Raw genomic sequence first — 22,282 nt, forward strand, 5'->3', positions numbered from 1 at the left:
TAATTAATAATAATAAAACGCATAGAACATATATATGATACATGATATTTTAGATAGTATTTCTGACGGATTAGACAGTTTATTACAACTAATCGTTGGTGGTAAACACAATTACAGAGGAAGGACCGGCAATGCCAGACGAATACTCAAAAGAAAACACAAAAAAGGCAATGGACTTAAAATTGGCGATAAATACATCGCCTTAGACCAAACTTTAAAAGGCGGAATGTTATTGCTTGGAAAAACTGGGGCAGGGAAATCGAGTCGTATATTTTTAAATAACTTATTGTCTTATAGCGAATTATCTTCAATTTCATTCATCTGTTTAGATTTAGCAAAAGAATTACGAGATGTCGCTGGCGGTAGTTTACAAGAACATCTTGATGGGGAAGACATCGTTAATTTCTCTGATGCAAATGCAAGTACGACGACGTGGAATCCTCTACAAGATTTAAAACCCCAAGACATCCACCGTTTTGCATCAGACTTGGTGGCAAGTACGACTACGCAGAATGCAAATACAGACCCTATTTGGGCAAATCTTAGCGCTTCACTTATTAGTTATATAATTCAACTTTTAAAAGGTTTAGAATTGGTTTTAGACACAAATAAATTTACCAATTTATACAACGTACGGTTTCTCGTTGTTCAACTACAAGGAGAATTTGAAAAAATGAATATGCTAATTGCCAAATACGCAGATGATTTTTTATACAGTAATCTAAAGGCAATTTTAGCCAATGATAAAAAAATGTTGAACAGCATTTTCTCATCCACTTTGTCAGTTCTCAATCTTTGGCAAGATAAACATATAATTCGTACCACTTCCAGCACTACACTTGATATGGAATCCTATCGTTCTCAGAAAAAAATATTGTGGATTCAAAGTTCCATTACCCAACAAAAACGATTAATGGGGTTAAACTCATTATTTCTAAAAGCGTGGTTTACCCATATCATGGATGCAGGAATTCCAAAAAAAGAAGAGAATACTATTGGATTTTTAGCGGATGAAATGTCGGCAGTCCGAACGATGGATAAGGGCTATATCCCTTTTATTTCCAGTCAAATACGTAAGTTTAAAGCATTCGGTGTCTTTGGTTTTCAGTCCTATAGCCAATGTATAGAATTATATGGAAAAGAGGGAGCAACTACCTTAAAAGCGAATACAGGAACGGTACTTTATTTAGGACAACAAGATTTAGAAACGGCTACTCATATTAGCAAGTCTTTAGGAAGGTATTCTTATGAAAAAGATGGAAAAACCCTGTCAAGAGAAGTACTTACTCCTGAAGAAGTGATGCACAGTCATACCAAAGAAGGAGGTTTTTTATTGTGTAATAATGAAAGACCTATACAGCTAAAAAGTATCAAACCTTACTATGTAGATAGAAAAATGAAAAAACAAGCAGAAATACCAACGCCAGAGATTTTTGCGAACAATCCTATGCCTGAACTCTTGCCAATCGATATGTTGATTGGTGCAGTTGCAATAGAAGATTCAGTAGTTAGTAAAGCAGTACAATAGATAAATAACTTAATGATAAAGCATATACAAATTATGAAAAACAACAAAACAGACGTAAAAATGAAATTTTTGGAAGCAATTACAACACTTATTATGTGCATCGCTTTTTGTGCAGTGATAAAAATTGATTTAAAAAAATCAGATCTTACAAAAAGAATAGAAAGGCGATTGGATAGTATTGAATGCATCTTGAATAACAAATTTAAAACACCATTAAAAAAATGAAAACAAAAAACACTTCTATGTTCGGCATTTTATCCGTACTAAATAAAGCCTTTTTTTTTGCTGAAAAAGGCTTGGAAACCCTGTCTATACAACTAGAAAATAAAGTAGATAGATGGACAGGGAAAAAATCTAAAAACAAACGTCAAGAATGGATTAACAAAAGGGAGAAAGAACGGAAAAAACAATTACAAATGATTGCGGAGGAGCATCAAGGTTTTTTAGAAATGCAAAAAGAGACGAAAACTACACCTAATACAGAAAAACAAATTAAGGAACGATTTGAAGCATTAGAAGCCCAAGATAAGGCTAATGAAAATGAAGATTCTTTAGATGTTGATGTTGAACGCTAAAAACGATTTACAGGAAGATAATCAAATGAACACAACAGAATTTCCATACACAAATGTACAAGAGTATTTAGATGCTACTGGTGTTTTAGAAACAGGCACAGCAGAAGAAATAGCATATTCTCGTAAAGTGTTTCGTAAACTGTATTTACAGCAATATCAAAAGCGTAGATATGACAAAACGCATATAAATATTAGTATTTCTTTTTCAAAAAAAGAACAAGAATTGATACAACAACTAGCGATTGAAAACGGAAAAAAACTCGCTAGTTTTTTAAAAGATATGGCACTTGATTATGCAAAAGATAGTACAGGAAATTCAAAATCACTTACCGATACAAAGAATTTTATAGCAATCAAACGTCTGTTATCACTTAGTTGGGCGCAATTGGCAATAAAATGATAAAATCTGTTGGTTATCAAATAAAGTGGAATCATACATCTAAAGTAATACAGTAAAATTGAGCTATTTTAGAAGTACAGAAACCGAAATTTCTAATCCATCAGCAATTTTCATCAAAGTAAACAAACGAGGATTCGTTTTTCCGTTTTCAATCATATACAATTGAGTTCTTCCAATTCCACAATCAAAAGCAAAAGACTTTTGGTCAATCTCTTTTTCTTCTCTTAATTGCTTGATTTTAGCACCTAATTTTTTAAAATATTTTAATTCTTTTGTGTTCACTATACCGAATTTCGATAAATTATTTATATATTGTGTTCGTCATAACGAACAAGTTTTTAATGAGTCGATTTAGAAAGCTAAAAATTTATCAAAAATACCAATCTCGCGAATGGAGTAAATATGCTGTTGTTCCTGAAATTCGACTTGAAGGAAAATGGTTGAGAGAACTTGGATTTGAAATCGGAAAAGAAATTGAGATTGACCAACAAAAAAATAAACTGACTATTACACTAACTGACAAAAACGAATGAAAAGTAACATACGCCCAACACGGTATATAAAAAATAGCGGTTTAAGTGCTTCATTTAAAGTTAGTTTTGTAAATTTAGCATTAGGTATAAATTGAAAAGTCAGTGCTTTTAAGTCCGCTACTTTTCATATACTAAATCGTTATGATATTGTATGACCCGTCCTGAAATATGTATACAAAAAACAACAAGTATATGTATAAAAATGATGGATATGTAAGACGTTATAGTGAGAGTTTTAAACTCAAAGTATTAGCAGAACTTACCAAAGGAAACCATTCCAAAAGACAAATTGCCTTAACTTACGGCATACAATCTAGTACGATAAACGTATGGATTAAAAAATATGACCGTAAAGATTTAATGAACACCCGTGTAACCGTGCAAACAGACGACGAATTATCCCGTATTAAAGCCCTTCAAAAAGAGCTAAAACAACTCAAAGATCTTCTTATTAAAAAGGATCTAGATAAACTTGTGAATGATAGTTATCTTGAAGTAGCTGCTGAAAATCTTGGCTATAAAAATGTTGAAGAATTAAAAAAAAACTTAAACATAAAGCCTTAATGAAAATAGCACCGATTAATAGAAAAAAAAGAAGGTACGCCATCGCTACTATTTGTAATGCTTTCGAGTTAAAAAGAGATGCTTATTACAAATATCAAAAAAGGTTTGTTCTTAAAAAACAAATAGAACAAAATGTAATAATGCTTGTTAAAAAAAGCAGGAAAACATTACCCAGAGAAGGTACTAGAAAGCTAATGAAATCCTTACATAATGATTTTAGGAAACAGAATATAAATATAGGTAGAGACCAGTTATTTAGAATCTTAAAAGAAAATAATTTGTTAATTAGAAGGAAAAAATATTCTTCTAAAACAACCAACTCTTACCATCGTTTTTATAAATATAAAAATATCATAAAAGACCTGATCATTAATAGACCTAACCAAGTTTGGGCTTCGGATATTACCTATATAAGAACTATAAATGGATTTTGTTATTTAGCACTTATTACTGATATGTATTCAAGAAAAATAGTAGGCTATGATATTAGTGATAGTTTAGAACTTAAAGGCTGTGTTAGAGCTTTAAATAAAGCTATTTATCAAACTAAAAATACCGAAGAAATCATACATCATTCTGATAGAGGAATACAATATTGTAGCAATGTTTATACTCAAATTTTGAAAAGAAAAAAGATACAAATCAGTATGACCCAAGAAAATCATTGCTACGAAAACGCAATGGCCGAAAGAGTTAACGGAATTTTAAAAGATGAATTCTTCCTCGACCAAACATTTACAAATATCAATCACGCCAAAAAAGCAACAAAAAATGCAATCAAATTATATAATAATAAAAGATTACATTTATCTTTAGATTATAAAACACCTAATTACGTGCACAAAAATGTAGCATAAATTTTAATAATTAACTGTAGCCCTATTTTAGGACGAGACAGTAGAAATGCTCCATTTTGAAAATAATTATTCAGAATTACAACAAAGTTATGAGGAGTTAATCGATCTTTTTAAACAACTAGAAACGCTATTAGAACCCATTAAATGATTGTAAAAAGTATTTCTCACACAAGTGATAGAAAGTCCGCTAGAAAACTGATTAAATACATCTTTGATGCTAGAAAACCACTCAAAGACAATGAAGGAAATCAATTGATTTTTAAACAGCACATACGAGGCTTTGAGGATAAAGACAAATGGGCAAAACAGTTTGAAAATTTAGAACAGGGAAGACAATCTTTTTATGCCAATAAATCGGTGATTTGTTATCATGAAGTGATTTCTTTTTCGGATAAATCAACCAAATATTTAAACCGAGTTATTATTAAAGATTTGGTCAACAAATACATCAAACTACGAAGTAATGAAGAAATGCTTTGTGTTGGAGCGGTGCATTTTGAGAAGAATAAAAATTATCACGCACATTTAATTTTTAGCGGTTTAAAAACATCAGATTATAAGAGTGCGAGAATTTCTAAAAAACGCCTATCTGATATAAAAAACCAGCTCCAGGCATACCAAATTAATAAGTACCCTCAATTGGAAGATAGTGTGGTACGACATGGTTTAAAAAAAAAGAATTAACCAAAGCCTATTCTGAAAAAGAAACTCAATATAAGAAAAGGAAACAAAAATTATCAGATAAGGATATCGTCTTTGGAAAAGCAAAATATTATTTTCAAAAAAGTAATAGCATTACTCAATTTGAAAAATTACTGCAAAAAAACAACCTCAAAACCTATTCTCGTAATGGTAAACTAACAGGAGTTTATTTTGGAAAACGAAAATACCGTTTTAAACATAGTCTAGGAATTGACTTGCAATTGCTACTATTAAAAAAAGACAAAACTAAGGAGCGTTTTGCATCCTTACAAAGACAAAGAAACCAACAAGATTTAGACAGATCCAATGACATAGAACGCTAGAAAAAAGCGTTCTATTTTTTTTGGTGGTGGTAAAAGGGAGTTTGAGGGAAGCCCTCAACCAGATGCAAGTTTTATTGATAACTTTAGTTTCAATTAAACTTGCAATCTGGCTTTGGATTGTCCTAAAAGTTTTGCCATTTGAAATTTGGCAATTACGACTTAGGAAAATCCAAACCAAATGTCCTAAAAGCCCACAGGCGACTTAGGACATTTGCCAGCGAATTAATATATAAAAGACAATTAGATACTCTCATATTCTCGTTTAATTTTATCAAACAATTCTTCGTTTCCTTTTTTAGCCGAAGCATAGAAGTTTGTCGAATAATTAATAGTTAATCGAATAATAACTTCGTTTGAAACAATAGTAGCAGTAACATTTTTAATAGTATGCTTACCAGTTGCTACACCTGTAATTGTATTCACTTTTGAATAGGAAACCAAAATCATATAGACATCTGTCTCAAGCGTTTTTTTATCTTCATCTTTTTTGTTCAGTTTAAGATTTACTAATGCTTTTTCAAGGTTTCGCAAACTCTCGGCAACGGTTTTGCCATCTTTAATAGGTAGTTTATATTCTGCTTCATAACTTTCTAAATCACCACCAACCGCCGTGCCTAAAACTCCACAGCTGAATATTGAACTTACAATAATTGTAAATGCTAAATAATATAGTTTTTTCATTTTTTATATAGTTTTTCTACTCCGTGGCTCGACTGGAGTGTTCTATTTGAGCCGTTAGGGAGGGCAAACATAAACAATTAATTCAAAAAGACGGCGTAAACGCCGTTAATTATTTTTAAGAATACTAATACTTTCCATCAGTTTTAAAACATAAATATTTAATACGATGATGTACTCAAATGACGAGGAATTAAAAAAAATATTTGGAAAGAGAATCAAACAACTTCGTAAAGAATATAAATTATCGCAATCGGAGTTGTCAGCATTAACTAATATAGATAAAGGTTCACTTCAGAGAATAGAAAGAGGTTATAATTCAACACTTAAAACTTTCAGAAAATTAGCCAATGCGTTTGAAATAACAATGTCGGAATTATTTGATTTTCCAAAAGAAGATACAAAAAAGTAATTGCAAATAAAAACACCTTTTTTAGGATGTTTGTTTAGTTGCAGGATTAACCGTAACATTTACCAGGATTTTTATTTACTACTTTCTGTAATTCTTTTAAAGCCTTTGGATTACTTCTATAATCTTTCATTTGTTTGCCCGTTCGCCAGTAGAAAATATAATTAGGTGTATCAGAAAAGTTATTTATTACATCCTTTACAGCTTCATATTGTTTAAGGTAATTTGCATTATTTAATTCCGAAGCATCATCAATAATACTTTCGTACATTTTGCTTCCTAAGAGAATAACAAAACATTCAAGGCTATCAATATTGCTGTTAAATTCATGGAAGGCATCAAGTATAGGGTTGTTTATTTTTTTACTTGTTTTTTCGATGAGTTTTTGAAGCCACTCGTCAAAAGCAATAATATCTTTTAAAGGACGATTTGTAGCTCCTTGGGCTATCCCTTCAAGCTGTTCATTCCAATCTTAACGTTTATGTAGTGATGCATCTATCCATTTCCAAAATTGTTGTGATTTCATATAATATAGTACCAAAAATAGACATCGGAATAAAAGATTTAAGTGTTAAGCAAAAATCATCCGATGTCTATTTCTGGTCTTAAATCTTAATAATGATTATTGCTTAACATAGATAGTATAGCATAACAGGTAAAATGATGCAAGGAATTTGGTAGCTAACTTTTAAAGCAAAAAGAGAAAACAAAACAGAAAAAAACAAAAAGAAAAGAAATAAAAAGATACTTTAAGATTTACGCACTCGCTCCAATTCCGCCAAACGTTTTTTCATCTTCACATCCTGCAATTGCTCCAAACGACTTTTCTCCAATACCGTATCAATTAAGATTTCTACAATACCTCTGTCGGTTTCAGAAAGGGAATTAATCATTTCTAGTTTCTGCGCTAACGAACGATCTTTAATATCAGAAGATTGAAACAATTCTACAACTGCAACACCAAGTGCAGCAGCTATTCGAACAATAGAGGCTAAACTCGGATTAGAACCCCCACGCTCCAAACGTGAATAAGTAGGCACAAGCATCCCACAGCCTTCTGCTACGTCTTTTTGTGTGAGTCCTTTTTCTTTACGAATACGTTTAATGCTGGCGAGTAACAATGCTTGTGTAGGCTCCATTTGAGGTGTTTTAATGTCAATTATCGCCCAAACATAGGGTAAAAATCTATAAAAACCAAAAAACACAAGTTTTATTTATTTTTATAAACAAATTAGTTTATATTTGAAAATAATTATTGTGTAATTTGTTTTGTAATATTATTTATTGAAACCACTTAAAAACATACCGCCCAAAAATACGGAATTTATTGTTCCGAAAATAGCAGATGCTGTGGAGGGAAGCAACACCTATGGATTGGATATTTCGAATCCCGATTATATTGTTTTTAAAAGTGAAAATATTGTGATTGAAATAATTGGTGGCATCCATGATGTGATGTTATCCTCTCTTCGTGTGAGTTTAAAAATATACAAAGTAGGTACCATTTCTCCAATGGAGATTTACAGAAGTTCTTTGGTAGATGTTTTTAATGACAATCAAGTCGATTATGTAATTACCAAAGTATGTGAACGCTTAAAAATTGAAAGCCTACGTTTTCAAAATATCTTATATGATTGTATAGAACGCTTGGACAACTACAGACGTAATAAAGAGAAATTTACAACCCCTGTAATTGCAATTCCATCAAGATACAAACAAGAAGCACAAACCATTTTAAAACAAGAAAATGTAGTACAGGGAATTTCAAATTTATTAGCAAGCGCAGGAATCAGTGATGCACGATTGGGGTTACAATTATTCATTACTTCCATATCAAGAATAACAGACAAACCTTTGCATACGATTGTAAATGCACCAAGACTGTTGGCACATGCGTTAATTTCAGAATACAAAGAAGTACTTCCTAAAGAACATCTACATGAAGTAACTACCATAAGCAAACACGCTTTATCTTATCCACCAACACCAGATTTTTGGAATCATAAAACTTTAATGTTACATCAGCTAGATAGTATTAAAGAAAAAGACAACACCTTATTAGAATATTTATTACAAGGACAATCCAAGCGATTAGTAACTCAAAGTGATGCAAAAACTGGAAACTACGAATCCCAAAAAAAAGATGTTACGTCCACCATTAATTTGATTAGTTATACTAGTACAGATTACCATCCCGTTTTTGGTAGTAAATACGCCTTATGCATTCCCTTAAAAAACACCAATAAAACCCAAGAGAAAATCTACGAACGAGAAGTCAAAGAACTATCTGGTCTTTGGGATAGTGAAAAAAGTAATCAAGCATCAGAAATCTTGCAACACATCCAAAGAGGATTGAAATCCTTTTCTATTTACAATCCCATCATAGAACAAGTAAACATTACAACTTTTTTTGGAAATGACATCAAAGCGATGAGTCAGTATTTACAAGTAGTAAATTGTATTACCCTACTACATCAGTATCAAGTAGATATTAAACTGACAAAAACCAAACAATATATTGATGTTAAAGCTGAATATATGATTGTAGCATTGGAAACCTTTCGAGAAGTCTGGTTGAAGAAAGACGATGAATTGTATTTCAATGTACGAAGTACTTTTAATACCATTAAGAAAAATATAAAAAAGCAACATCCAAGTGATTACTTAAGCCAAACCTTTCTGTTAAAAGAAATCAGAAAAGCAGTTGGTAAATCACCCGTAACGATGCAACGACACCTAAAAACTTTAGAGCTTTATGGAAAGATAGAACGCTCTGGTGGAAATAATAGAATTGGTTACCAGTACAAAATATTAGAATGGCAAGATGCGAATAGCAAAGTAGCCGCCTATGAAAAGTTAATAGATGAACTAAAAACAGGAACTATTTGAGTTTGTTTCTCATTGGCAAATCATTTGTTTTTCATAACGGAAACATTTATAGAATAAGGGCAAAAGAGAAGATTTGAAAAACAAAAAATTATGGATATAAGAAGGTGTTAATTTTTGGGATGCCAATGCCTTGAGATATTAGCAGTAAGTAGTAGACAGTAAGCAAAAAAGGAATTACCACAAAAAAATAGATGAAAAAATTACAATTAGACAATACAAACTTTCAAGACTTACTCAAAGTTTTTGAAAAAAGAAAAATGGATGAAGGGAAGTCTACATCTCATATTACAAGCGTTGTAAATCTTTCCAAAGAATTTTTACATTTTTTAGAATCTAAAAGCATCATTGAAATTAAAAATGTTACCCAAGGGATTATTGATGATTACTTTAGCTATTTAAAACATCGAAAAAATAACAGACGATTAGGTGGTTTGTCTGATGCTTATATAGAAAAGCATAGAGAAGCTGTACTTCGGTTGATGGAATTTGTACAAGGCGTTGCTGTAGGGCAAACCTCTTTTTTTATTCTCAAACATCACAAACAAGATATTCCCAAAGACATTTTAACCGTAGACGAAATAGCATCACTTTTTAAACAAACAGACAATTCTATTAATGGCATCAGAAACAAAGCCATATTGAGCATTTTATATGGCTGTGGACTTCGTAAAGGCGAATTACACAATTTAGATATGCAAGATATTGATATGTCAAAAGATGTAATACGTGTTCAAAAATCAAAAACAGCCACACAACGAGACGTACCGATGTCTCCACAAGTAAAAACAAATATTGAAATGTATTTGTATACAGTTAGAGAATTGTTACTTGCGGAATACCATCATGAAGTTGCTTTTTTACTGAACAATAGTGGTAAACGTTTATCTCTTAACGGCATTCAAAAGAAAATTGAAGGGATTGCAAAATATTCAACTATCAACAAACCCATTACAGCCCACAGATTACGTCATGCGATTGCTACCCATTTACTAGGTGATTTCTCCATTGAAGAAATAGCTACTTTTTTAGGACATCGTAGTATTGATAGCAGTCAGATGTATACGCATATCAAATACACTAAAGCACCAAAATACTTATGAAAACAGCTTTTGAAACCTTTTTAATTCAACGTGGAATTTTAGAAAAAACCGCATATAAATACAACAACTATCTCAACGTTTTTTTTAAATGGTGTGATAATTTTAGTATAGATAATGCATCGGCAACCCTAGATGATTTATATACTTATAAAAGATATTGTGTAGAAAAAGGATTGTCTGTGAATCGAACCCGACAGCTATTAGGGGTTATCAAACATTATTACCAAAGTATTGAACGTCAAGAAAATCCTGCACTCCTAATTCAACATAAAAAACGAGAAAATACATTGCCTAGTCGTTTATTATCAGAGGTACAATTAAAAGAGTTGTATCATTCTATTGAAGCTAAAACTTATATTCAAAGGAGAGATAAGGTAATGTTGGGCTTGGTTATTTTTCAAGGATTAAAACGAGAAGAGTTGAATGCTTTAGAATTAAACCATCTGAATTTAGAAGAAGTAACTGTTTATGTTCCATCTTCAAGAAGAACCAATGCGAGAACGATAGAATTACATCCCTTACAAATGGCACACTTAATGGCATATATGTATGAATACAGACCACGTTTACTTATTGAAACAAAAAAAGAAACCAATCATTTGTTTTTTTCTATGGGCAATGGTTTTCAAGTAAACAATGCTTTGCAAAGAAAAATTAAGGAGCTAAAAATACTATTTCCAAGTTTTGAATCTTTGACACAGCTAAAGGAGTCAAGGATGAGTATCTGGGTACAAGAACATGGTATCAGAAAAGCACAATATTTATCAGGTATTAAATATGCTTCTTCAATGCTTCGTTATAAAACGTCAGATATTGAAAAACTAAAAACAAAACTAGCAATTGTGCATCCTATGGAACGATTGAAATTGTAGTTTTGGAATAGTTTTTGTTGTTTTAACACATAGGAAATTATGGTATAATTATGTATATTTGTAATATGAGTACAGCAGAATTAAGAAATAAATGGCAAAAATCTATTCATCTTGTAGATGATAAATTTATACGTATGATTGATACGCTTTATGAAACTTACACCAAAGAAGATGAAGTTGATTTTTTTGATGAATTACCTAAACAAGTTCAAGAGTTACTTATGATAAGTCGAGAGCAAGTTAAGCAAGGAAAGGTAACTCCTCACAAAGATGTAATGGCTAAGTATAGAGAAAAATATAATGTCGCAGGATAAATTGTATCAAGTTGTTTGGTCAGATTTAGCAGATGAAACATACGGAAGAGAGCTTAATTTTATTGATTTAAAATGGAACATCAACGAGGTAGTCAAATTTATGACATTAGTTGATGAGTTTATAGAAAAGCTAGAGTCTGGTGTTATAGCAGGAAAGTTTTTCAAGCATGTAAAAATAAATTCTTTTGTGCTTTCAAAACAAACAACACTTTTTTTCGATATTGACGAAGCAAAAAAGGAGATTGAATTATTGTTGTTTTGGAACAATAAAGAAAACCCCGAAGATTTAGAAACTATTATTAAAAGATTGAAAAAATAAAAAGCAATGATTGTAAAATCGTTGCTTTTTTCGTTTCTTTGATATTAGGAAGTTCTTTGAAAAAAATAATGAAAACTGTATAGGGTGATAACTCGGCGGTATGGTGATGCCTAATCGACAAATTATTAACGGAGAACCGTATAGATACAATTATCAAGGACAAGAATTAGACCCAGAAATTGGGAAAGTGGCTTTTGAAGCTCGTTTATATGATCCGAGAATTAATCGTTGGTTGACTATTGACCCTGCGCGTGAGTTTCACTCACCTTATTTAGCTATGGGTAATAATTGGGCTAGAGTAATAGACCCTGATGGAAGATGTACAACTTGTCCAGATAATGCAAAAGTTGGAGATACTTTTGAGCATACAGATTATGGAACTTTAACTTTTACAGAATCTGGTGGTTGGAGTAATGATACTTATGGTTCAATTTTAGATGATATTGTTATTAACACGGGACAACTACAAGGAATAGATTTAGTATATACACCAATAAAATCACTTGAAAGAAATTTTTTTAAAGAAGATATTAAAACAGTAGTGTTGCATAGAACAGTTTCAAATACAGCGGAATCAACTATGAGGTATTGGAGAAGTAAAAAAAGAGCGGCAGGAACAAATTTTTTAATTGGTAAGGATGGAACTATTTATCAAACAGCCAGTATTAATAGAAGAACCTCTCATTTGTATCCTACAAAAAAACAGATGTACCCTGAATGGTATGGTGTTTATGATAATCAAAATACTATTGGTATAGAAGTTGTTGGAAATTATAAAGATGGTAAATGGGATGAATTGCCATATAAACAAGTTGTAGCTGTTCATAATCTTTTAAACAGATTACACAATAAATATAATATGCATAATGAACAATTTTTTGCACATGAAACATTACAAAGAAAAACTGCTGGTGAAGGTGGTACTGTTATTTTTGCTCTTCGGGTTTATAGGTCTATGTTGGAGCCAAACCCTTAATTTTCAAAAGAATAATATAGAAATACAATCATCTATTTATTTTAATAATACGAAGAAAAAAGATAAGGTTTTTGATAATTGGGAACCGCCAAATGAGGAAGAGTTAATCTTTCTAATAAAAAAGATGGATACTATAGTTTCACAAGATTGGAATTATTGTTTTGGTACAATAGATATTGGTATTAAAGGAATACTTTGTATAGATAATACTAAATATAAATATATTTTAGATGGAGGTGGATGGATATCAATTAACCCTTATGAATCTAAAAGAGAAACTATTTATCTAGCGAATAAGGGAGACAAATATTTAAAATATTTTGCAATTGAAAGTCATTGTGATGAAAATCTAGAATCTAAATTTTAGTAAACAATTAAGCTAATTTATCTTGTAGTGTATTGTTTTGAGCATCTTTAAGCATTACATCAAGCATATATAAAATCCTGTCTTTGTAGGCAGGATTTATTTTTTGTAGTAACTCAATACGATACAACATTTTTTTATCTTTTAATAAAACAGTAGTATCGCCCACCAAATAATCTAAACTTACTTCAAGAGCTTCCGCAATATTTTTAGCAATCTCAATAGAAGGAGTTCTTTCATTTCGTTCATAACGTCCTATAATAGCAGCAGAAGTGCCTATTTTTTTTGCAATATCCTCACGTTTCAACTCTTTTTCTTCTCTTACTACTTTAAGTCTATATCCAAAATCTGTATTCATAATATGCTATTAATTACCGTTATGTAAAGGTTCTTGCAAAATTACAGCATAGTTTGGATAAAAACAAATCCAAAAGTTTTGTATATGTCTTACATATTGTTTAGTTTTGTAGCCAAAGTGTAACAATAAAATATTTTTATGAAACTAAATTCTAATAACCCAGACCAATTAATTTACGAAAACGAAATTTTACAACTCACAGTTTTAGGTGGCATAAAGTTAGAAGGATTAGACAGAATGCGTGTTACTCTAAAAATACAATTACAACAAAGTAGCAGACCACCAGTACGACATAATTTAGATTTATACAACGATACACAATTAGAAAAGTTTATCAGAAAATGTGCAGAAAAGTTAGAAATAGGCACAAGTATTATAGCAGCTAGTTTAAGTGAACTTACAGAAGAATTAGAGAAATATCGTTTACAAGAAATTAAAAAAAGAACAGAAGATTTAAAAGTTAAAGTAAAACAACTCACGAAAAAAGAGTTGGAAGAAGCAGAAACCTTTTTAAAGCAAAAAGATTTATTAACCAAGACAAACGAACTCATTGGAAAATCTGGAGTTATTGGAGAAGAAGTCAACCGCTTATTAATGTACATCATCTTTACAAGTAGAAAAAGAGAACAACCTTTACACGTTATTGGTTTAGGAAGTAGCGGAACAGGAAAGACACATTTACAAGAAAAAGTAGGCGAACTTATTCCAGAAGAAGAACGTGTAAGCATTACTACATTAAGCGAAAATGCATTCTACTATTTTGGAAAACAAGAACTAAAAAACAAAGTCATATTAATAGAAGATTTAGACGGAGCAGAAAATGCATTGTATCCGTTACGAGAATTACAAACTAAAAAAAGAATAGTAAAAACTATAGCAAGTAAAAATAATAAAGGAGAAACTCAAACAAAATATTTAATTGTTGAAGGTCCTGTTTGTGTTGCAGGTTGTACTACTAAAGAACATATTTACGAGGATAATGCGAATCGTAGTTTTTTAATTTATCTTGATGAAAGTACAACGCAAGATGAAAAAATAATGCAATATCAAAGACAATTATCTGCTGGTGAAATCAATACTTACGAACAAAAAGAGATACAAGAATTTTTACAGAATACACAAAGATGCCTAAAGACGGTTACCGTCAGAAATCCTTTTGCTAATAAACTCAATCTTCCACAATCCGTATTTAAACCAAGAAGAACCAATAACCATTATTTACAATTTATAGAAGCGATTACTTTTTACTATCAATATCAGCGAGAGCAACAAACAGACAAAGAAACAGGAGAAATATATATCGAAACCACATTGGAAGATATTGAAAATGCAAATATGCTTTTAAAAGAAGTGTTATTACGTAAAAGTGATGAACTCACAGGAAGTTGCAGAAACTATTTAGAAACCCTTAAAACGTATTTAAAATCTAAAAAGAAGAAAGAGTTTACAGGATTAGAAATTAGAACACAATTACGCATCAAAGAAAGTACGTTACGTAACTATCATAAGCAATTACAATTATTAGGTTACATCAAACGCAACACCAATAAAAAGACAAGAAGTTATACGTTTGAACTGGTTATATCTAAAGATTATGATAAACTGCAAAAGGATATACAAACCGCATTAGATAAGGCTTTACAGAATATTAAGAAGAAATAAAACGCAAGTCGCAATTAACTCGCAAGTACTCTTTTTGCGAAATACTACACAGTAAATCAATTACTTAAACTTAAATCGCAACAAATCTAAAAAATGGATAAGTGCGATGAAAAAAGTCGAGAGCCTCGACACGCAAATTATGAGAAAACTGCCACTAAAAAACAAGAGCTTCCAATATATCGAGAAATCATTTAGAGAATGGTTAGATATTTTAGGCTATGCAGAAAGTACGGTTTACAACTTACCAAATCACATACGAGAACTCTTTTACTTTTTAGAACAGAACAATATCAATAACATCAATCAATTAGATAACGGGATTATAAAAGAACATTACAACAATCTAAAATTACGAAGTAACGACAGAAAAGGTGGAGCATTAAGCAACGGTAGTTTAAATAAACATTTACAGGCATTGTATAAGTTTACAGAGTATTTACGCCAAAGCGGTAGAATGATTTTACCAACCTTAAACATAGATTGGGAGAATGACGATACCAAACATATAGAGACTTTAACCACAGAGGAAATACAACAACTTTACAAAGCAACACAACTCTATCCCAAGAATATAAAATACACAAAACCACATTATTTTTTTGAAGCGATTGCATTACGAGATTGTGCAATGTTAACGGTCTTTTATGGTTGTGGATTGCGGAGAAATGAAGGTTATCATTTAAGAGTTGACGATATTAATTTTGATAAACAGATACTACACGTTAGAAAAGGAAAAGCCAATAAAGAACGGTTAGTGCCATTTAATAAAACTAACTCAAAATATTTACAAGATTACGTGTATGATGGTAGAATTAATTTAATCAAAGATAAACGAGAAAGTGCTTTTTTTATCAACGAAAGAGGAAACAGATTAACAGCACAATCAATGTCAATACGTTTAAAATTACTGCAACAAAGAACGCACGATTTACAACTACAAGAAAAGAATGTACGATTACACGTTTTACGTCATAGTATTGCTACACATTTACTCTCCAATGGAATGCCATTAGAAAATATCAGTAGGTTTTTAGGACATAATAGTTTAGAATCAACACAAGTTTATACTCATTTAATAAATCAAGAAGATGGCAATTAAATTAGGTAAAACTAAAGATAGCAGAACACGTAAAAAGAAAGTTACAGAAGATGCAGAACTGGAATTATTGCAACGTTTACAAAATGAAAAAGACCAACCAGAGTTTATAAAATATCTACTTCAAAAAGGTTATAGTATAAAAAGTAGTGAACGTTATTTAAAAGATATTGAACTTTATAAAAAGTGGTTGAATAAAGAGAATATTATAGAAGAAGCAGTAAGTTATAACGATATTACGCACTACATACAAAGCAAAAAAGGAAAGGTAAAACAAATCACGATACAAACTGTTTTAGCGAGTTTAAAGCAATATTATAACTACTTGCAAGAATTAGGTTTTGTAGCAGAAAATCCAACCGTAAACATTCAAATAAAAGGAATAAAGCGTAAAGTACTGCACAACATTTTAAGCAAACAAGAACTTGAAAAAATCTACTTTGATTATAAGAATTTAAAAAGTGAAAGTTTATCCAAAAATCGAAATGAAATTATAGTAAGTCTATTGGTTTATCAAGGTTTAAATACTAACGATTTACAAAGTTTAACTATCAAAGATGTAAAATTAAGAGAAGGTAAAATGTTTATAAAAGGCAGTCGTAGAAGCAACGAAAGAACCTTAAAACTGGAAGCACACCAAATCCTTGATTTTATGGAGTACCAACTCAAAACAAGAGAAACCATTTTACAGGAAACCAATAAGCAAACCGATTTATTTTTTGTTACTCAAGGAAGCAGTTTAAAATTACAGAACGTAATGCAAAAACTGATGCAAGAATTACACAAACAAAATAGCCAAGTTGAAAGCGTAAAACAAATACGAGCTTCTGTAATTACTGGTTGGTTAAAGGTTTATAATCTTCGAGAAGTACAATATTTTGCAGGACATCGTTACGTGAGTTCTACTGAAAATTATCTAATAAACGACTTGGAAGATTTAAAAGAAGATATCAATAAATATCATCCAATCAATTAAAAGTACTTAATTAAGTACTTTTTTATATATTTGCATTATGGAAACAGTAAACTATACAGACTTTCGTTCAAATCTAAAGCATTGGTTCGACAAAGTAGTCAATGATGTAAGCGATATCATTATCAAGCGTAAAAGTGGTAAAGACCTCGTTTTAATATCATTGGATGAATACAACTCATTAAAAGAAACTACTTATCTGTTAACAGGGAAAAACAGAGATATTTTATTAAACTCTATCAAAGAACTGGAAGCAGGAAAAGGAATAGAAAACGACTTAATCGAATAGATGAAATTAACGTGGTCTACATCTTCTTGGGAAGATTATTTGTATTGGCAGAAAGTCGATAAGAAAATAGTAAAACGAATTAACGAACTGATTAAAAGTTGTATGCGAACACCTTTTGAAGGTATAGGAAAACCCGAAGCTTTAAAAGGCGATTTACAAGGTTATTGGTCAAGGCGAATAACATCAGAACATCGATTGGTTTATAAATACGAAAAAGAACAAATCTTGATTGCAGCTTGTCGTTATCATTACGGAAAGTAAAACCCCCACAAAACAAAACCCAGTTTTTTCGTTCCTCAAAATCCTCTGTTTTTTGTTTTGTTCCGCTCGCCACACTTCTGCATTTTATTGGCTTGCCAAATCACTCACACAGCACATTACTTTTTTGCAATAGAATTTAATATTTAAAAGTCGATTATCGACAAAAAAGTAAAGAGCTGTTCCCACCGCTGAAAGCCAAAAAATGCCCCAAGCTATGTTTACATAATAGAAGTTATAGTAGCAAAAATCCTTTCAATGGTACGCTATCGCTAAACTCTTATATTTTCGTAGCTATAACTGCTATTATGTAAAATATCCGCACTTCCAACGCTTTTTGCAGCGACTTCTTCCATCGCACTAGGAAAACTGAACTATTTACTTCGTAAGCCAACGCACCGAATTTGCATAAAAAAATCTTCACAAAAAGACATCAAGCGAAAAAGCTTGCTTTACTTCTTTGCTTGTTTTTTTACACAACTCGTTCAATCATTGGAATGCGACATTCAATCGCCATTTAAGCTAGCATTTTAAAAAGCTGAAGATTGCCTTTGCGCTCGAAATCCAGCCTCGCCAAAATCTTCATCTTTTTAAAACGTTTGCTTCCTCTGAAAACGTTCCGATAATAGTTGAAAAAGAGGTTGGCAAAGCGTAGGATTTTCAACTATTATCGGAATGAAACAACTGAAAGGCGTTAGTCTTCACAATCTTTTACAATCAAATCTAAAAATATCAATTGAAGTTCAGAAGTGAGCGTTGGAAGTCAGGCGAATGGGAGTATTTTACATAATTTACATTATAATGACAGTTTTTAAACAACAAAAAATAACACCTTAAAAACTGTGCGAAGCGAACTTATAATGCCAATTATGTAACATACCGAGGGAAAGGAAGCGGAAAAAATACAGAGGATTTTGAGGCACGAAAATACTGGATTTTTGAAGCGTGGAATTAATCAGAAGTTTATATATTGTAGGTTCAAATGGGATGCCGACAGCTTACATATGAAAAAAATAATTTTCTAAAGGTAGTACATAGGAAAAACGGTCAGGTGCAGAAAAAAAATGTATTAGATTACTTTTCAGGTGGGATGGCGATGCCAAATAGAGATATTGTAGGAGATTATAGGTATGGCTATCAGGGAAATTTTTCTGAAAAGGATAAAGAAACTGGTTTAAACTCTTTTGAAAGAAGGCTTTATGATGCAAGATTAATGCGCTGGTTAACACCTGATGATATTAAAAAGTTAGATCAATCTCCTTATATGGGAATGGGCAATAATCCAATACTATATGGAGACCCAGATGGTAGAGATATTATTATACTTAATTCCAGTATGGCAGTTGGAGGATTAGGACACACAGCTACACTAATAGGAAATGATAAAGATGGTTGGAGATATGTTTCTAAAAATGGAACTGAAAACCATGGTTTATTTGGAAGTTCATATGCTCCTGATTTAGGAGATATAGCATATGATCTTAATACAGGTGAAGGAACTGATTTTAGAGGTACAGGATTTACGGCTACTCAAGTAATGCGTATTGTAAATAAACAATATATGGATGCTCACTCCGATGGAGAGAGTTATAACAATTACATAAGAGTTCAAACAACTAAGGAGCAAGACGAGTTAGCATATCAGGCTGCTTATAAAGAAGCTACAGAATATTATGGTGTATGTGGGGCTTCTTGTGTAGATGTACCTCAAAATGCTTTAATGGCTACTGGGAAAGAGTTTACAAAACCTAATTTTAATAACATTTTCCCCAACGAATGGTTTATCAATTTTGGATGGCATAATAACTTTAGGAGTTACAATAAAGTCCCCAAACCATTAAGAGTGGTAAATATTGAATTTGGAGAAGGAACATTTAGCTACCCAGAAGATTAATTTGTATGGTTATGATAAAAAAAATCTTTTTACTTATAATTGGCGTTTGTGTACTATTAATCGTTGGTTTTTATATAATTACTGGCGGTAAAGGAACCTATAAACTGAGTGAAGGTATAGGATATTCAAGAACCATAGAGGCTTCTAAAAAAAGAGGTGTTTTTGTAAAAGAACTGGATTACAAAATTATACCAGATAGTATTCAGCTAGCAAAGGATAAAGTTTTTTTTGTTGAAAAAGGTTTTAGATATGGAAAATATAGTGCAAAAAAGACACTTCCTTTAAGGGAAACAGACGATTATACCTATCGTATTGGCATGAGCCCTGCTTCAGGAGAGATATTTTCAGGAAGTTTCTTACTGGGTTATGGAGATAGTTTTCACTTTCATAAAATAAAAGATACTATCAGGAGAGAAATAGTAACAAAAAAACCACCTTACGATAGTATTTATAAGGTAGGCGAGTTATTTTTGTTTGAAAAGAAACCCTCAAAGGGAAATTGAGGGTTTCACAAAGAAAAATTCCTAACGATTTTTAGATCGTTAGGAATTACGTTTCATAATCTCTTTAAGGGTTGATCATTTTTTCACTTTTTCTAGCAATTATCCCCTGATTCAATAACAATCTGATCTTTTGGTTTTTGATATAACAAAGGTCAGATTTTTATATTATAAATTTTACGATAATTCTTCATTAGCAATATTACGACTTGTTAGCAGACTAGAGGTTCGGTATTATGAAGTAGTTAGAAATCCCGAACTAATTTTTTAAAATTATTAGGGGTAGTGTCGGTGTACTTTTTAAATGTGGTATAAAAACTTGTCTTAGAATTAAATCCTGATTCTAATCCAATGGCCAGTATTGTATAATTGTCAAAATCTTCGTTTTTTAAAATATCTTTAGCTTCATCGACTCTTAGTCCATTTATAAAATCATTAAAATTTAATTGAGTATTTTCATTTATTAGTTTGGAGATATAGCCTTCACTAAGGTTTAACTTTTTCGAGAGACTTGTCAAGTTTAAATTAGGGTCTAAAAATAATTTATTTTCAACAATTAGTTTTTTTATTCTAGTAAATGATTTAGGCTCTGATTTGTCCTTACTAAGTCTCGATTTAAAGTTTCTAATTCGCTTTTTTCTTAGCTCAATTCTTTCTTTTAGTTGTTTGGATTTAATCAATCCTACATAACCTATCCAATACACTAAAATCGAAATTCCAATCCACATTGGATAAAAAAAGTAGGATTTATTTAGATTAAAAACAACTACGATTACAATAGCAAATAGCCAAAAGACACATATTGTCAACCCAATGTATATAAGTTTTTTTAACCAGTTAGTTTCAGATTTGACCCAGTGAATATTATAGCTTTTATCATTCTCGTGTTTTACAATAAGTTGATATGTAAAGTACATAATCAGTACATTGAAAATAATTGAAAAAAATTCTAGATAAACAAATACACCTCTTTTAAAATGAGAAGGAATTTGATAGCCTGTATTTATTGCAAATTTATAGAGCAATTGTAAAATGTGGATAAAAACAATAATAACGAAAGGTCCTATCAATAGACTTATTTTTTTAAAGCCTATTGAACGAGTTCCAATAAATTTATATACATATAGGTAGAACATAGGTAATACTAACCACTGCCATGGAATGTAGATGTATTTTAAAAATTCGTACCTATCAATAATAAGAGTATCAAAAACCCAATACTGTAAATTGCTCAAAGACAAGAACAAAACAGTTAAAGACAAGTAAGTTATGTTGTCAGGCTTATCTTTTTTTTGGATCAGAGTAATTAAGCTAAAGAAAACCCCATGTAAAACACCAGAGATAATAATGATATTGAAAATATTGAAGTTTAAATTATTTACCATTAAATCAAAAGAAAATTTATAAAGGGTGAGTTTGTTGTCATTAATAAAATGACCACTAGGCCAACTTATCCTGCAGTGTGTTGTTTTGAGCATCTTTAAGCATTACATCCAGCATATATAAAATCCTGTCTTTGTAGGCAGGATTTATTTTGTGTAGCAACTCAATACGGTAGAGCATTTTTTTGTCCTTTAATAAAACGGAAGTATCACCAACCAAATAATCCAAAGATACTTCTAAAGCTTGTGCAATATTTTTGGCAATATCAATAGATGGAGTTCTTTCGTTACGCTCATAACGTCCAATAATAGCAGCAGAAGTACCAATTTTTTTTGCTACATCTTCACGTTTTAAGTTTTTTTCTTCTCTTACTACTTTAAGTCTATACCCAAAATCTGTATTCATAATATGCTATTAATTGCCGATATGTAAAGGTTTTGGTAAAAATACAGTATCGTTTGGATAA

At 31.1% G+C, this 22,282-nt stretch carries 30 protein-coding genes; 23 read left to right on the forward strand and 7 right to left on the reverse strand.

Annotated features, from left to right (window positions below):
* Window positions 1-34 precede the first annotated feature (34 nt).
* Genes GKR88_14930 through GKR88_14945 form a run of 4 tightly spaced genes read left to right on the forward strand, consistent with a single transcriptional unit; the run spans window position 35 to window position 2,503 of the window.
* A complete protein-coding gene (locus tag GKR88_14930; GenBank protein ID QMU65449.1) occupies window positions 35-1,528 on the forward strand; it encodes a type IV secretion system DNA-binding domain-containing protein in 1,494 nt (497 codons plus the stop codon).
* A 33-nt stretch (window positions 1,529-1,561) separates the two neighbouring features.
* Entirely contained in the window at window positions 1,562-1,753 is a 192-nt protein-coding gene (locus tag GKR88_14935; GenBank protein QMU65450.1) for a hypothetical protein, read from the forward strand.
* Window positions 1,750-2,103 carry a hypothetical protein gene (locus tag GKR88_14940; GenBank protein ID QMU65451.1) on the forward strand — a complete coding sequence of 118 codons (354 nt, stop codon included), beginning with the start codon at window positions 1,750-1,752 and terminating at the stop codon, window positions 2,101-2,103. Before GKR88_14935 ends, GKR88_14940 begins: the two co-directional genes overlap by 4 nt.
* 25 nt (window positions 2,104-2,128) lie before the next feature.
* Window positions 2,129-2,503 (forward strand): hypothetical protein, encoded by a 375-nt coding sequence (locus GKR88_14945; protein ID QMU65452.1) that lies wholly within the window; start codon window positions 2,129-2,131, stop codon window positions 2,501-2,503.
* A gap of 63 nt (window positions 2,504-2,566) precedes the next feature.
* Here GKR88_14945 and GKR88_14950 read toward each other — a convergent pair whose 3' ends face one another.
* Window positions 2,567-2,785, reverse strand: coding sequence for a helix-turn-helix domain-containing protein (locus tag GKR88_14950; protein ID QMU65453.1), 219 nt, complete (start codon window positions 2,783-2,785; stop codon window positions 2,567-2,569).
* 59 nt (window positions 2,786-2,844) lie between these two features.
* Between GKR88_14950 and GKR88_14955 the strand changes: the two genes are divergently transcribed.
* The 4 genes from GKR88_14955 (at window position 2,845) to GKR88_14970 (ending at window position 5,141) form a co-directional block, all read left to right on the forward strand.
* Complete coding sequence (locus GKR88_14955) at window positions 2,845-3,036, forward strand: type I addiction module toxin, SymE family (protein QMU65454.1); 192 nt, start codon at window positions 2,845-2,847, stop codon at window positions 3,034-3,036.
* 192 nt (window positions 3,037-3,228) lie between these two features.
* Window positions 3,229-3,600 (forward strand): transposase, encoded by a 372-nt coding sequence (locus tag GKR88_14960; protein QMU65455.1) that lies wholly within the window; start codon window positions 3,229-3,231, stop codon window positions 3,598-3,600.
* Complete coding sequence (locus GKR88_14965; protein ID QMU65456.1) at window positions 3,600-4,457, forward strand: IS3 family transposase; 858 nt, start codon at window positions 3,600-3,602, stop codon at window positions 4,455-4,457. Before GKR88_14960 ends, GKR88_14965 begins: the two co-directional genes overlap by 1 nt.
* A 144-nt stretch (window positions 4,458-4,601) precedes the next feature.
* Window positions 4,602-5,141 (forward strand): hypothetical protein, encoded by a 540-nt coding sequence (locus GKR88_14970; protein QMU65457.1) that lies wholly within the window; start codon window positions 4,602-4,604, stop codon window positions 5,139-5,141.
* Window positions 5,142-5,722: 581 nt separating this feature from the next.
* Here GKR88_14970 and GKR88_14975 read toward each other — a convergent pair.
* Entirely contained in the window at window positions 5,723-6,163 is a 441-nt protein-coding gene (locus tag GKR88_14975; GenBank protein ID QMU65458.1) for a hypothetical protein, read from the reverse strand.
* Window positions 6,164-6,329: 166 nt separating this feature from the next.
* Here GKR88_14975 and GKR88_14980 point away from each other — a divergent pair, with 166 nt between their 5' ends.
* Window positions 6,330-6,572: a helix-turn-helix domain-containing protein gene (locus tag GKR88_14980; protein QMU65459.1), complete on the forward strand. Its 243-nt coding sequence runs from the start codon at window positions 6,330-6,332 to the stop codon at window positions 6,570-6,572.
* A gap of 46 nt (window positions 6,573-6,618) precedes the next feature.
* On the opposite strand, the gene GKR88_14985 is transcribed toward GKR88_14980, so the two are convergent.
* Together GKR88_14985 and GKR88_14990 are read right to left on the reverse strand one after the other, a co-directional pair.
* A complete protein-coding gene (locus GKR88_14985; protein QMU65460.1) occupies window positions 6,619-6,840 on the reverse strand; it encodes a hypothetical protein in 222 nt (73 codons plus the stop codon).
* Window positions 6,841-7,318: 478 nt separating this feature from the next.
* Window positions 7,319-7,708, reverse strand: coding sequence for a helix-turn-helix domain-containing protein (locus GKR88_14990; GenBank protein ID QMU65461.1), 390 nt, complete (start codon window positions 7,706-7,708; stop codon window positions 7,319-7,321).
* A 145-nt stretch (window positions 7,709-7,853) separates the two neighbouring features.
* Between GKR88_14990 and GKR88_14995 the strand changes: the two genes are divergently transcribed.
* The 7 genes from GKR88_14995 (at window position 7,854) to GKR88_15025 (ending at window position 13,406) form a co-directional block, all read left to right on the forward strand.
* On the forward strand, window positions 7,854-9,458 hold the full coding sequence (locus GKR88_14995; protein QMU65462.1) for a hypothetical protein: 1,605 nt from the start codon (window positions 7,854-7,856) through the stop codon (window positions 9,456-9,458).
* A gap of 191 nt (window positions 9,459-9,649) precedes the next feature.
* Window positions 9,650-10,558: a tyrosine-type recombinase/integrase gene (locus GKR88_15000; protein QMU65463.1), complete on the forward strand. Its 909-nt coding sequence runs from the start codon at window positions 9,650-9,652 to the stop codon at window positions 10,556-10,558.
* Window positions 10,555-11,430: a tyrosine-type recombinase/integrase gene (locus GKR88_15005; protein QMU65464.1), complete on the forward strand. Its 876-nt coding sequence runs from the start codon at window positions 10,555-10,557 to the stop codon at window positions 11,428-11,430. Before GKR88_15000 ends, GKR88_15005 begins: the two co-directional genes overlap by 4 nt.
* A 65-nt stretch (window positions 11,431-11,495) precedes the next feature.
* Window positions 11,496-11,744: a hypothetical protein gene (locus GKR88_15010; protein ID QMU65465.1), complete on the forward strand. Its 249-nt coding sequence runs from the start codon at window positions 11,496-11,498 to the stop codon at window positions 11,742-11,744.
* Window positions 11,731-12,063: a hypothetical protein gene (locus GKR88_15015; GenBank protein ID QMU65466.1), complete on the forward strand. Its 333-nt coding sequence runs from the start codon at window positions 11,731-11,733 to the stop codon at window positions 12,061-12,063. The genes GKR88_15010 and GKR88_15015 overlap by 14 nt, the downstream gene beginning before the upstream one ends.
* Before the next feature lie 100 nt (window positions 12,064-12,163).
* The gene (locus GKR88_15020) at window positions 12,164-13,039 is read left to right on the forward strand and encodes a hypothetical protein (GenBank protein ID QMU65467.1); all 876 of its coding nucleotides are present in this window, start codon (window positions 12,164-12,166) and stop codon (window positions 13,037-13,039) included.
* 124 nt (window positions 13,040-13,163) lie between these two features.
* Window positions 13,164-13,406 carry a hypothetical protein gene (locus GKR88_15025; protein ID QMU65468.1) on the forward strand — a complete coding sequence of 81 codons (243 nt, stop codon included), beginning with the start codon at window positions 13,164-13,166 and terminating at the stop codon, window positions 13,404-13,406.
* 7 nt (window positions 13,407-13,413) lie between these two features.
* Here the strand turns inward: GKR88_15025 and GKR88_15030 are convergent, their stop codons facing one another.
* Window positions 13,414-13,761, reverse strand: a complete 348-nt coding sequence (locus tag GKR88_15030) for a helix-turn-helix domain-containing protein (protein ID QMU65469.1) — start codon at window positions 13,759-13,761, stop codon at window positions 13,414-13,416.
* Window positions 13,762-13,899: 138 nt separating this feature from the next.
* Between GKR88_15030 and GKR88_15035 the strand changes: the two genes are divergently transcribed.
* The 7 genes from GKR88_15035 (at window position 13,900) to GKR88_15065 (ending at window position 20,436) form a co-directional block, all read left to right on the forward strand.
* A complete protein-coding gene (locus tag GKR88_15035; GenBank protein ID QMU65470.1) occupies window positions 13,900-15,423 on the forward strand; it encodes a hypothetical protein in 1,524 nt (507 codons plus the stop codon).
* A gap of 106 nt (window positions 15,424-15,529) precedes the next feature.
* Window positions 15,530-16,522: a tyrosine-type recombinase/integrase gene (locus tag GKR88_15040; protein QMU65471.1), complete on the forward strand. Its 993-nt coding sequence runs from the start codon at window positions 15,530-15,532 to the stop codon at window positions 16,520-16,522.
* Window positions 16,512-17,495: a tyrosine-type recombinase/integrase gene (locus GKR88_15045; protein ID QMU65472.1), complete on the forward strand. Its 984-nt coding sequence runs from the start codon at window positions 16,512-16,514 to the stop codon at window positions 17,493-17,495. The genes GKR88_15040 and GKR88_15045 overlap by 11 nt, the downstream gene beginning before the upstream one ends.
* Window positions 17,496-17,532: 37 nt before the next feature.
* The gene (locus GKR88_15050) at window positions 17,533-17,781 is read left to right on the forward strand and encodes a type II toxin-antitoxin system prevent-host-death family antitoxin (GenBank protein ID QMU65473.1); all 249 of its coding nucleotides are present in this window, start codon (window positions 17,533-17,535) and stop codon (window positions 17,779-17,781) included.
* Entirely contained in the window at window positions 17,782-18,042 is a 261-nt protein-coding gene (locus tag GKR88_15055; protein QMU65474.1) for a Txe/YoeB family addiction module toxin, read from the forward strand.
* A 979-nt stretch (window positions 18,043-19,021) separates the two neighbouring features.
* Window positions 19,022-19,933, forward strand: a complete 912-nt coding sequence (locus GKR88_15060; GenBank protein QMU65475.1) for a hypothetical protein — start codon at window positions 19,022-19,024, stop codon at window positions 19,931-19,933.
* 11 nt (window positions 19,934-19,944) lie between these two features.
* Window positions 19,945-20,436 (forward strand): hypothetical protein, encoded by a 492-nt coding sequence (locus tag GKR88_15065; GenBank protein ID QMU65476.1) that lies wholly within the window; start codon window positions 19,945-19,947, stop codon window positions 20,434-20,436.
* Window positions 20,437-20,678: 242 nt separating this feature from the next.
* Here GKR88_15065 and GKR88_15070 read toward each other — a convergent pair whose 3' ends face one another.
* Both GKR88_15070 and GKR88_15075 read right to left on the reverse strand, forming a co-directional pair.
* The gene (locus tag GKR88_15070) at window positions 20,679-21,911 is read right to left on the reverse strand and encodes a helix-turn-helix domain-containing protein (GenBank protein ID QMU65477.1); all 1,233 of its coding nucleotides are present in this window, start codon (window positions 21,909-21,911) and stop codon (window positions 20,679-20,681) included.
* Window positions 21,874-22,221, reverse strand: coding sequence for a helix-turn-helix domain-containing protein (locus GKR88_15075; GenBank protein QMU65478.1), 348 nt, complete (start codon window positions 22,219-22,221; stop codon window positions 21,874-21,876). The genes GKR88_15070 and GKR88_15075 overlap by 38 nt, the downstream gene beginning before the upstream one ends.
* Window positions 22,222-22,282: the final 61 nt, after the last annotated feature.

The organism is Flavobacteriaceae bacterium, assembly GCA_014075215.1.
In the GTDB taxonomy this organism is placed as follows: Bacteria; Bacteroidota; Bacteroidia; order Flavobacteriales; family Flavobacteriaceae; genus Polaribacter.

Coding starts and splice junctions, on each gene's coding strand:
- GKR88_14930 (QMU65449.1), top strand. CDS start 35: ATGATACATGATATTTTAGATAGTATTTCTGACGGATTAGACAGTTTA.
- GKR88_14935 (QMU65450.1), top strand. CDS start 1,562: ATGAAAAACAACAAAACAGACGTAAAAATGAAATTTTTGGAAGCAATT.
- GKR88_14940 (QMU65451.1), top strand. CDS start 1,750: ATGAAAACAAAAAACACTTCTATGTTCGGCATTTTATCCGTACTAAAT.
- GKR88_14945 (QMU65452.1), top strand. CDS start 2,129: ATGAACACAACAGAATTTCCATACACAAATGTACAAGAGTATTTAGAT.
- GKR88_14955 (QMU65454.1), top strand. CDS start 2,845: ATGAGTCGATTTAGAAAGCTAAAAATTTATCAAAAATACCAATCTCGC.
- GKR88_14960 (QMU65455.1), top strand. CDS start 3,229: ATGTATAAAAATGATGGATATGTAAGACGTTATAGTGAGAGTTTTAAA.
- GKR88_14965 (QMU65456.1), top strand. CDS start 3,600: ATGAAAATAGCACCGATTAATAGAAAAAAAAGAAGGTACGCCATCGCT.
- GKR88_14970 (QMU65457.1), top strand. CDS start 4,602: ATGATTGTAAAAAGTATTTCTCACACAAGTGATAGAAAGTCCGCTAGA.
- GKR88_14975 (QMU65458.1), bottom strand. CDS start 6,163: ATGAAAAAACTATATTATTTAGCATTTACAATTATTGTAAGTTCAATA.
- GKR88_14980 (QMU65459.1), top strand. CDS start 6,330: ATGATGTACTCAAATGACGAGGAATTAAAAAAAATATTTGGAAAGAGA.
- GKR88_14985 (QMU65460.1), bottom strand. CDS start 6,840: ATGTACGAAAGTATTATTGATGATGCTTCGGAATTAAATAATGCAAAT.
- GKR88_14990 (QMU65461.1), bottom strand. CDS start 7,708: ATGGAGCCTACACAAGCATTGTTACTCGCCAGCATTAAACGTATTCGT.
- GKR88_15000 (QMU65463.1), top strand. CDS start 9,650: ATGAAAAAATTACAATTAGACAATACAAACTTTCAAGACTTACTCAAA.
- GKR88_15005 (QMU65464.1), top strand. CDS start 10,555: ATGAAAACAGCTTTTGAAACCTTTTTAATTCAACGTGGAATTTTAGAA.
- GKR88_15010 (QMU65465.1), top strand. CDS start 11,496: ATGAGTACAGCAGAATTAAGAAATAAATGGCAAAAATCTATTCATCTT.
- GKR88_15015 (QMU65466.1), top strand. CDS start 11,731: ATGTCGCAGGATAAATTGTATCAAGTTGTTTGGTCAGATTTAGCAGAT.
- GKR88_15020 (QMU65467.1), top strand. CDS start 12,164: ATGGTGATGCCTAATCGACAAATTATTAACGGAGAACCGTATAGATAC.
- GKR88_15025 (QMU65468.1), top strand. CDS start 13,164: ATGGATACTATAGTTTCACAAGATTGGAATTATTGTTTTGGTACAATA.
- GKR88_15030 (QMU65469.1), bottom strand. CDS start 13,761: ATGAATACAGATTTTGGATATAGACTTAAAGTAGTAAGAGAAGAAAAA.
- GKR88_15035 (QMU65470.1), top strand. CDS start 13,900: ATGAAACTAAATTCTAATAACCCAGACCAATTAATTTACGAAAACGAA.
- GKR88_15040 (QMU65471.1), top strand. CDS start 15,530: ATGAAAAAAGTCGAGAGCCTCGACACGCAAATTATGAGAAAACTGCCA.
- GKR88_15045 (QMU65472.1), top strand. CDS start 16,512: ATGGCAATTAAATTAGGTAAAACTAAAGATAGCAGAACACGTAAAAAG.
- GKR88_15050 (QMU65473.1), top strand. CDS start 17,533: ATGGAAACAGTAAACTATACAGACTTTCGTTCAAATCTAAAGCATTGG.
- GKR88_15055 (QMU65474.1), top strand. CDS start 17,782: ATGAAATTAACGTGGTCTACATCTTCTTGGGAAGATTATTTGTATTGG.
- GKR88_15060 (QMU65475.1), top strand. CDS start 19,022: ATGGGATGCCGACAGCTTACATATGAAAAAAATAATTTTCTAAAGGTA.
- GKR88_15065 (QMU65476.1), top strand. CDS start 19,945: ATGATAAAAAAAATCTTTTTACTTATAATTGGCGTTTGTGTACTATTA.
- GKR88_15070 (QMU65477.1), bottom strand. CDS start 21,911: ATGCTCAAAACAACACACTGCAGGATAAGTTGGCCTAGTGGTCATTTT.
- GKR88_15075 (QMU65478.1), bottom strand. CDS start 22,221: ATGAATACAGATTTTGGGTATAGACTTAAAGTAGTAAGAGAAGAAAAA.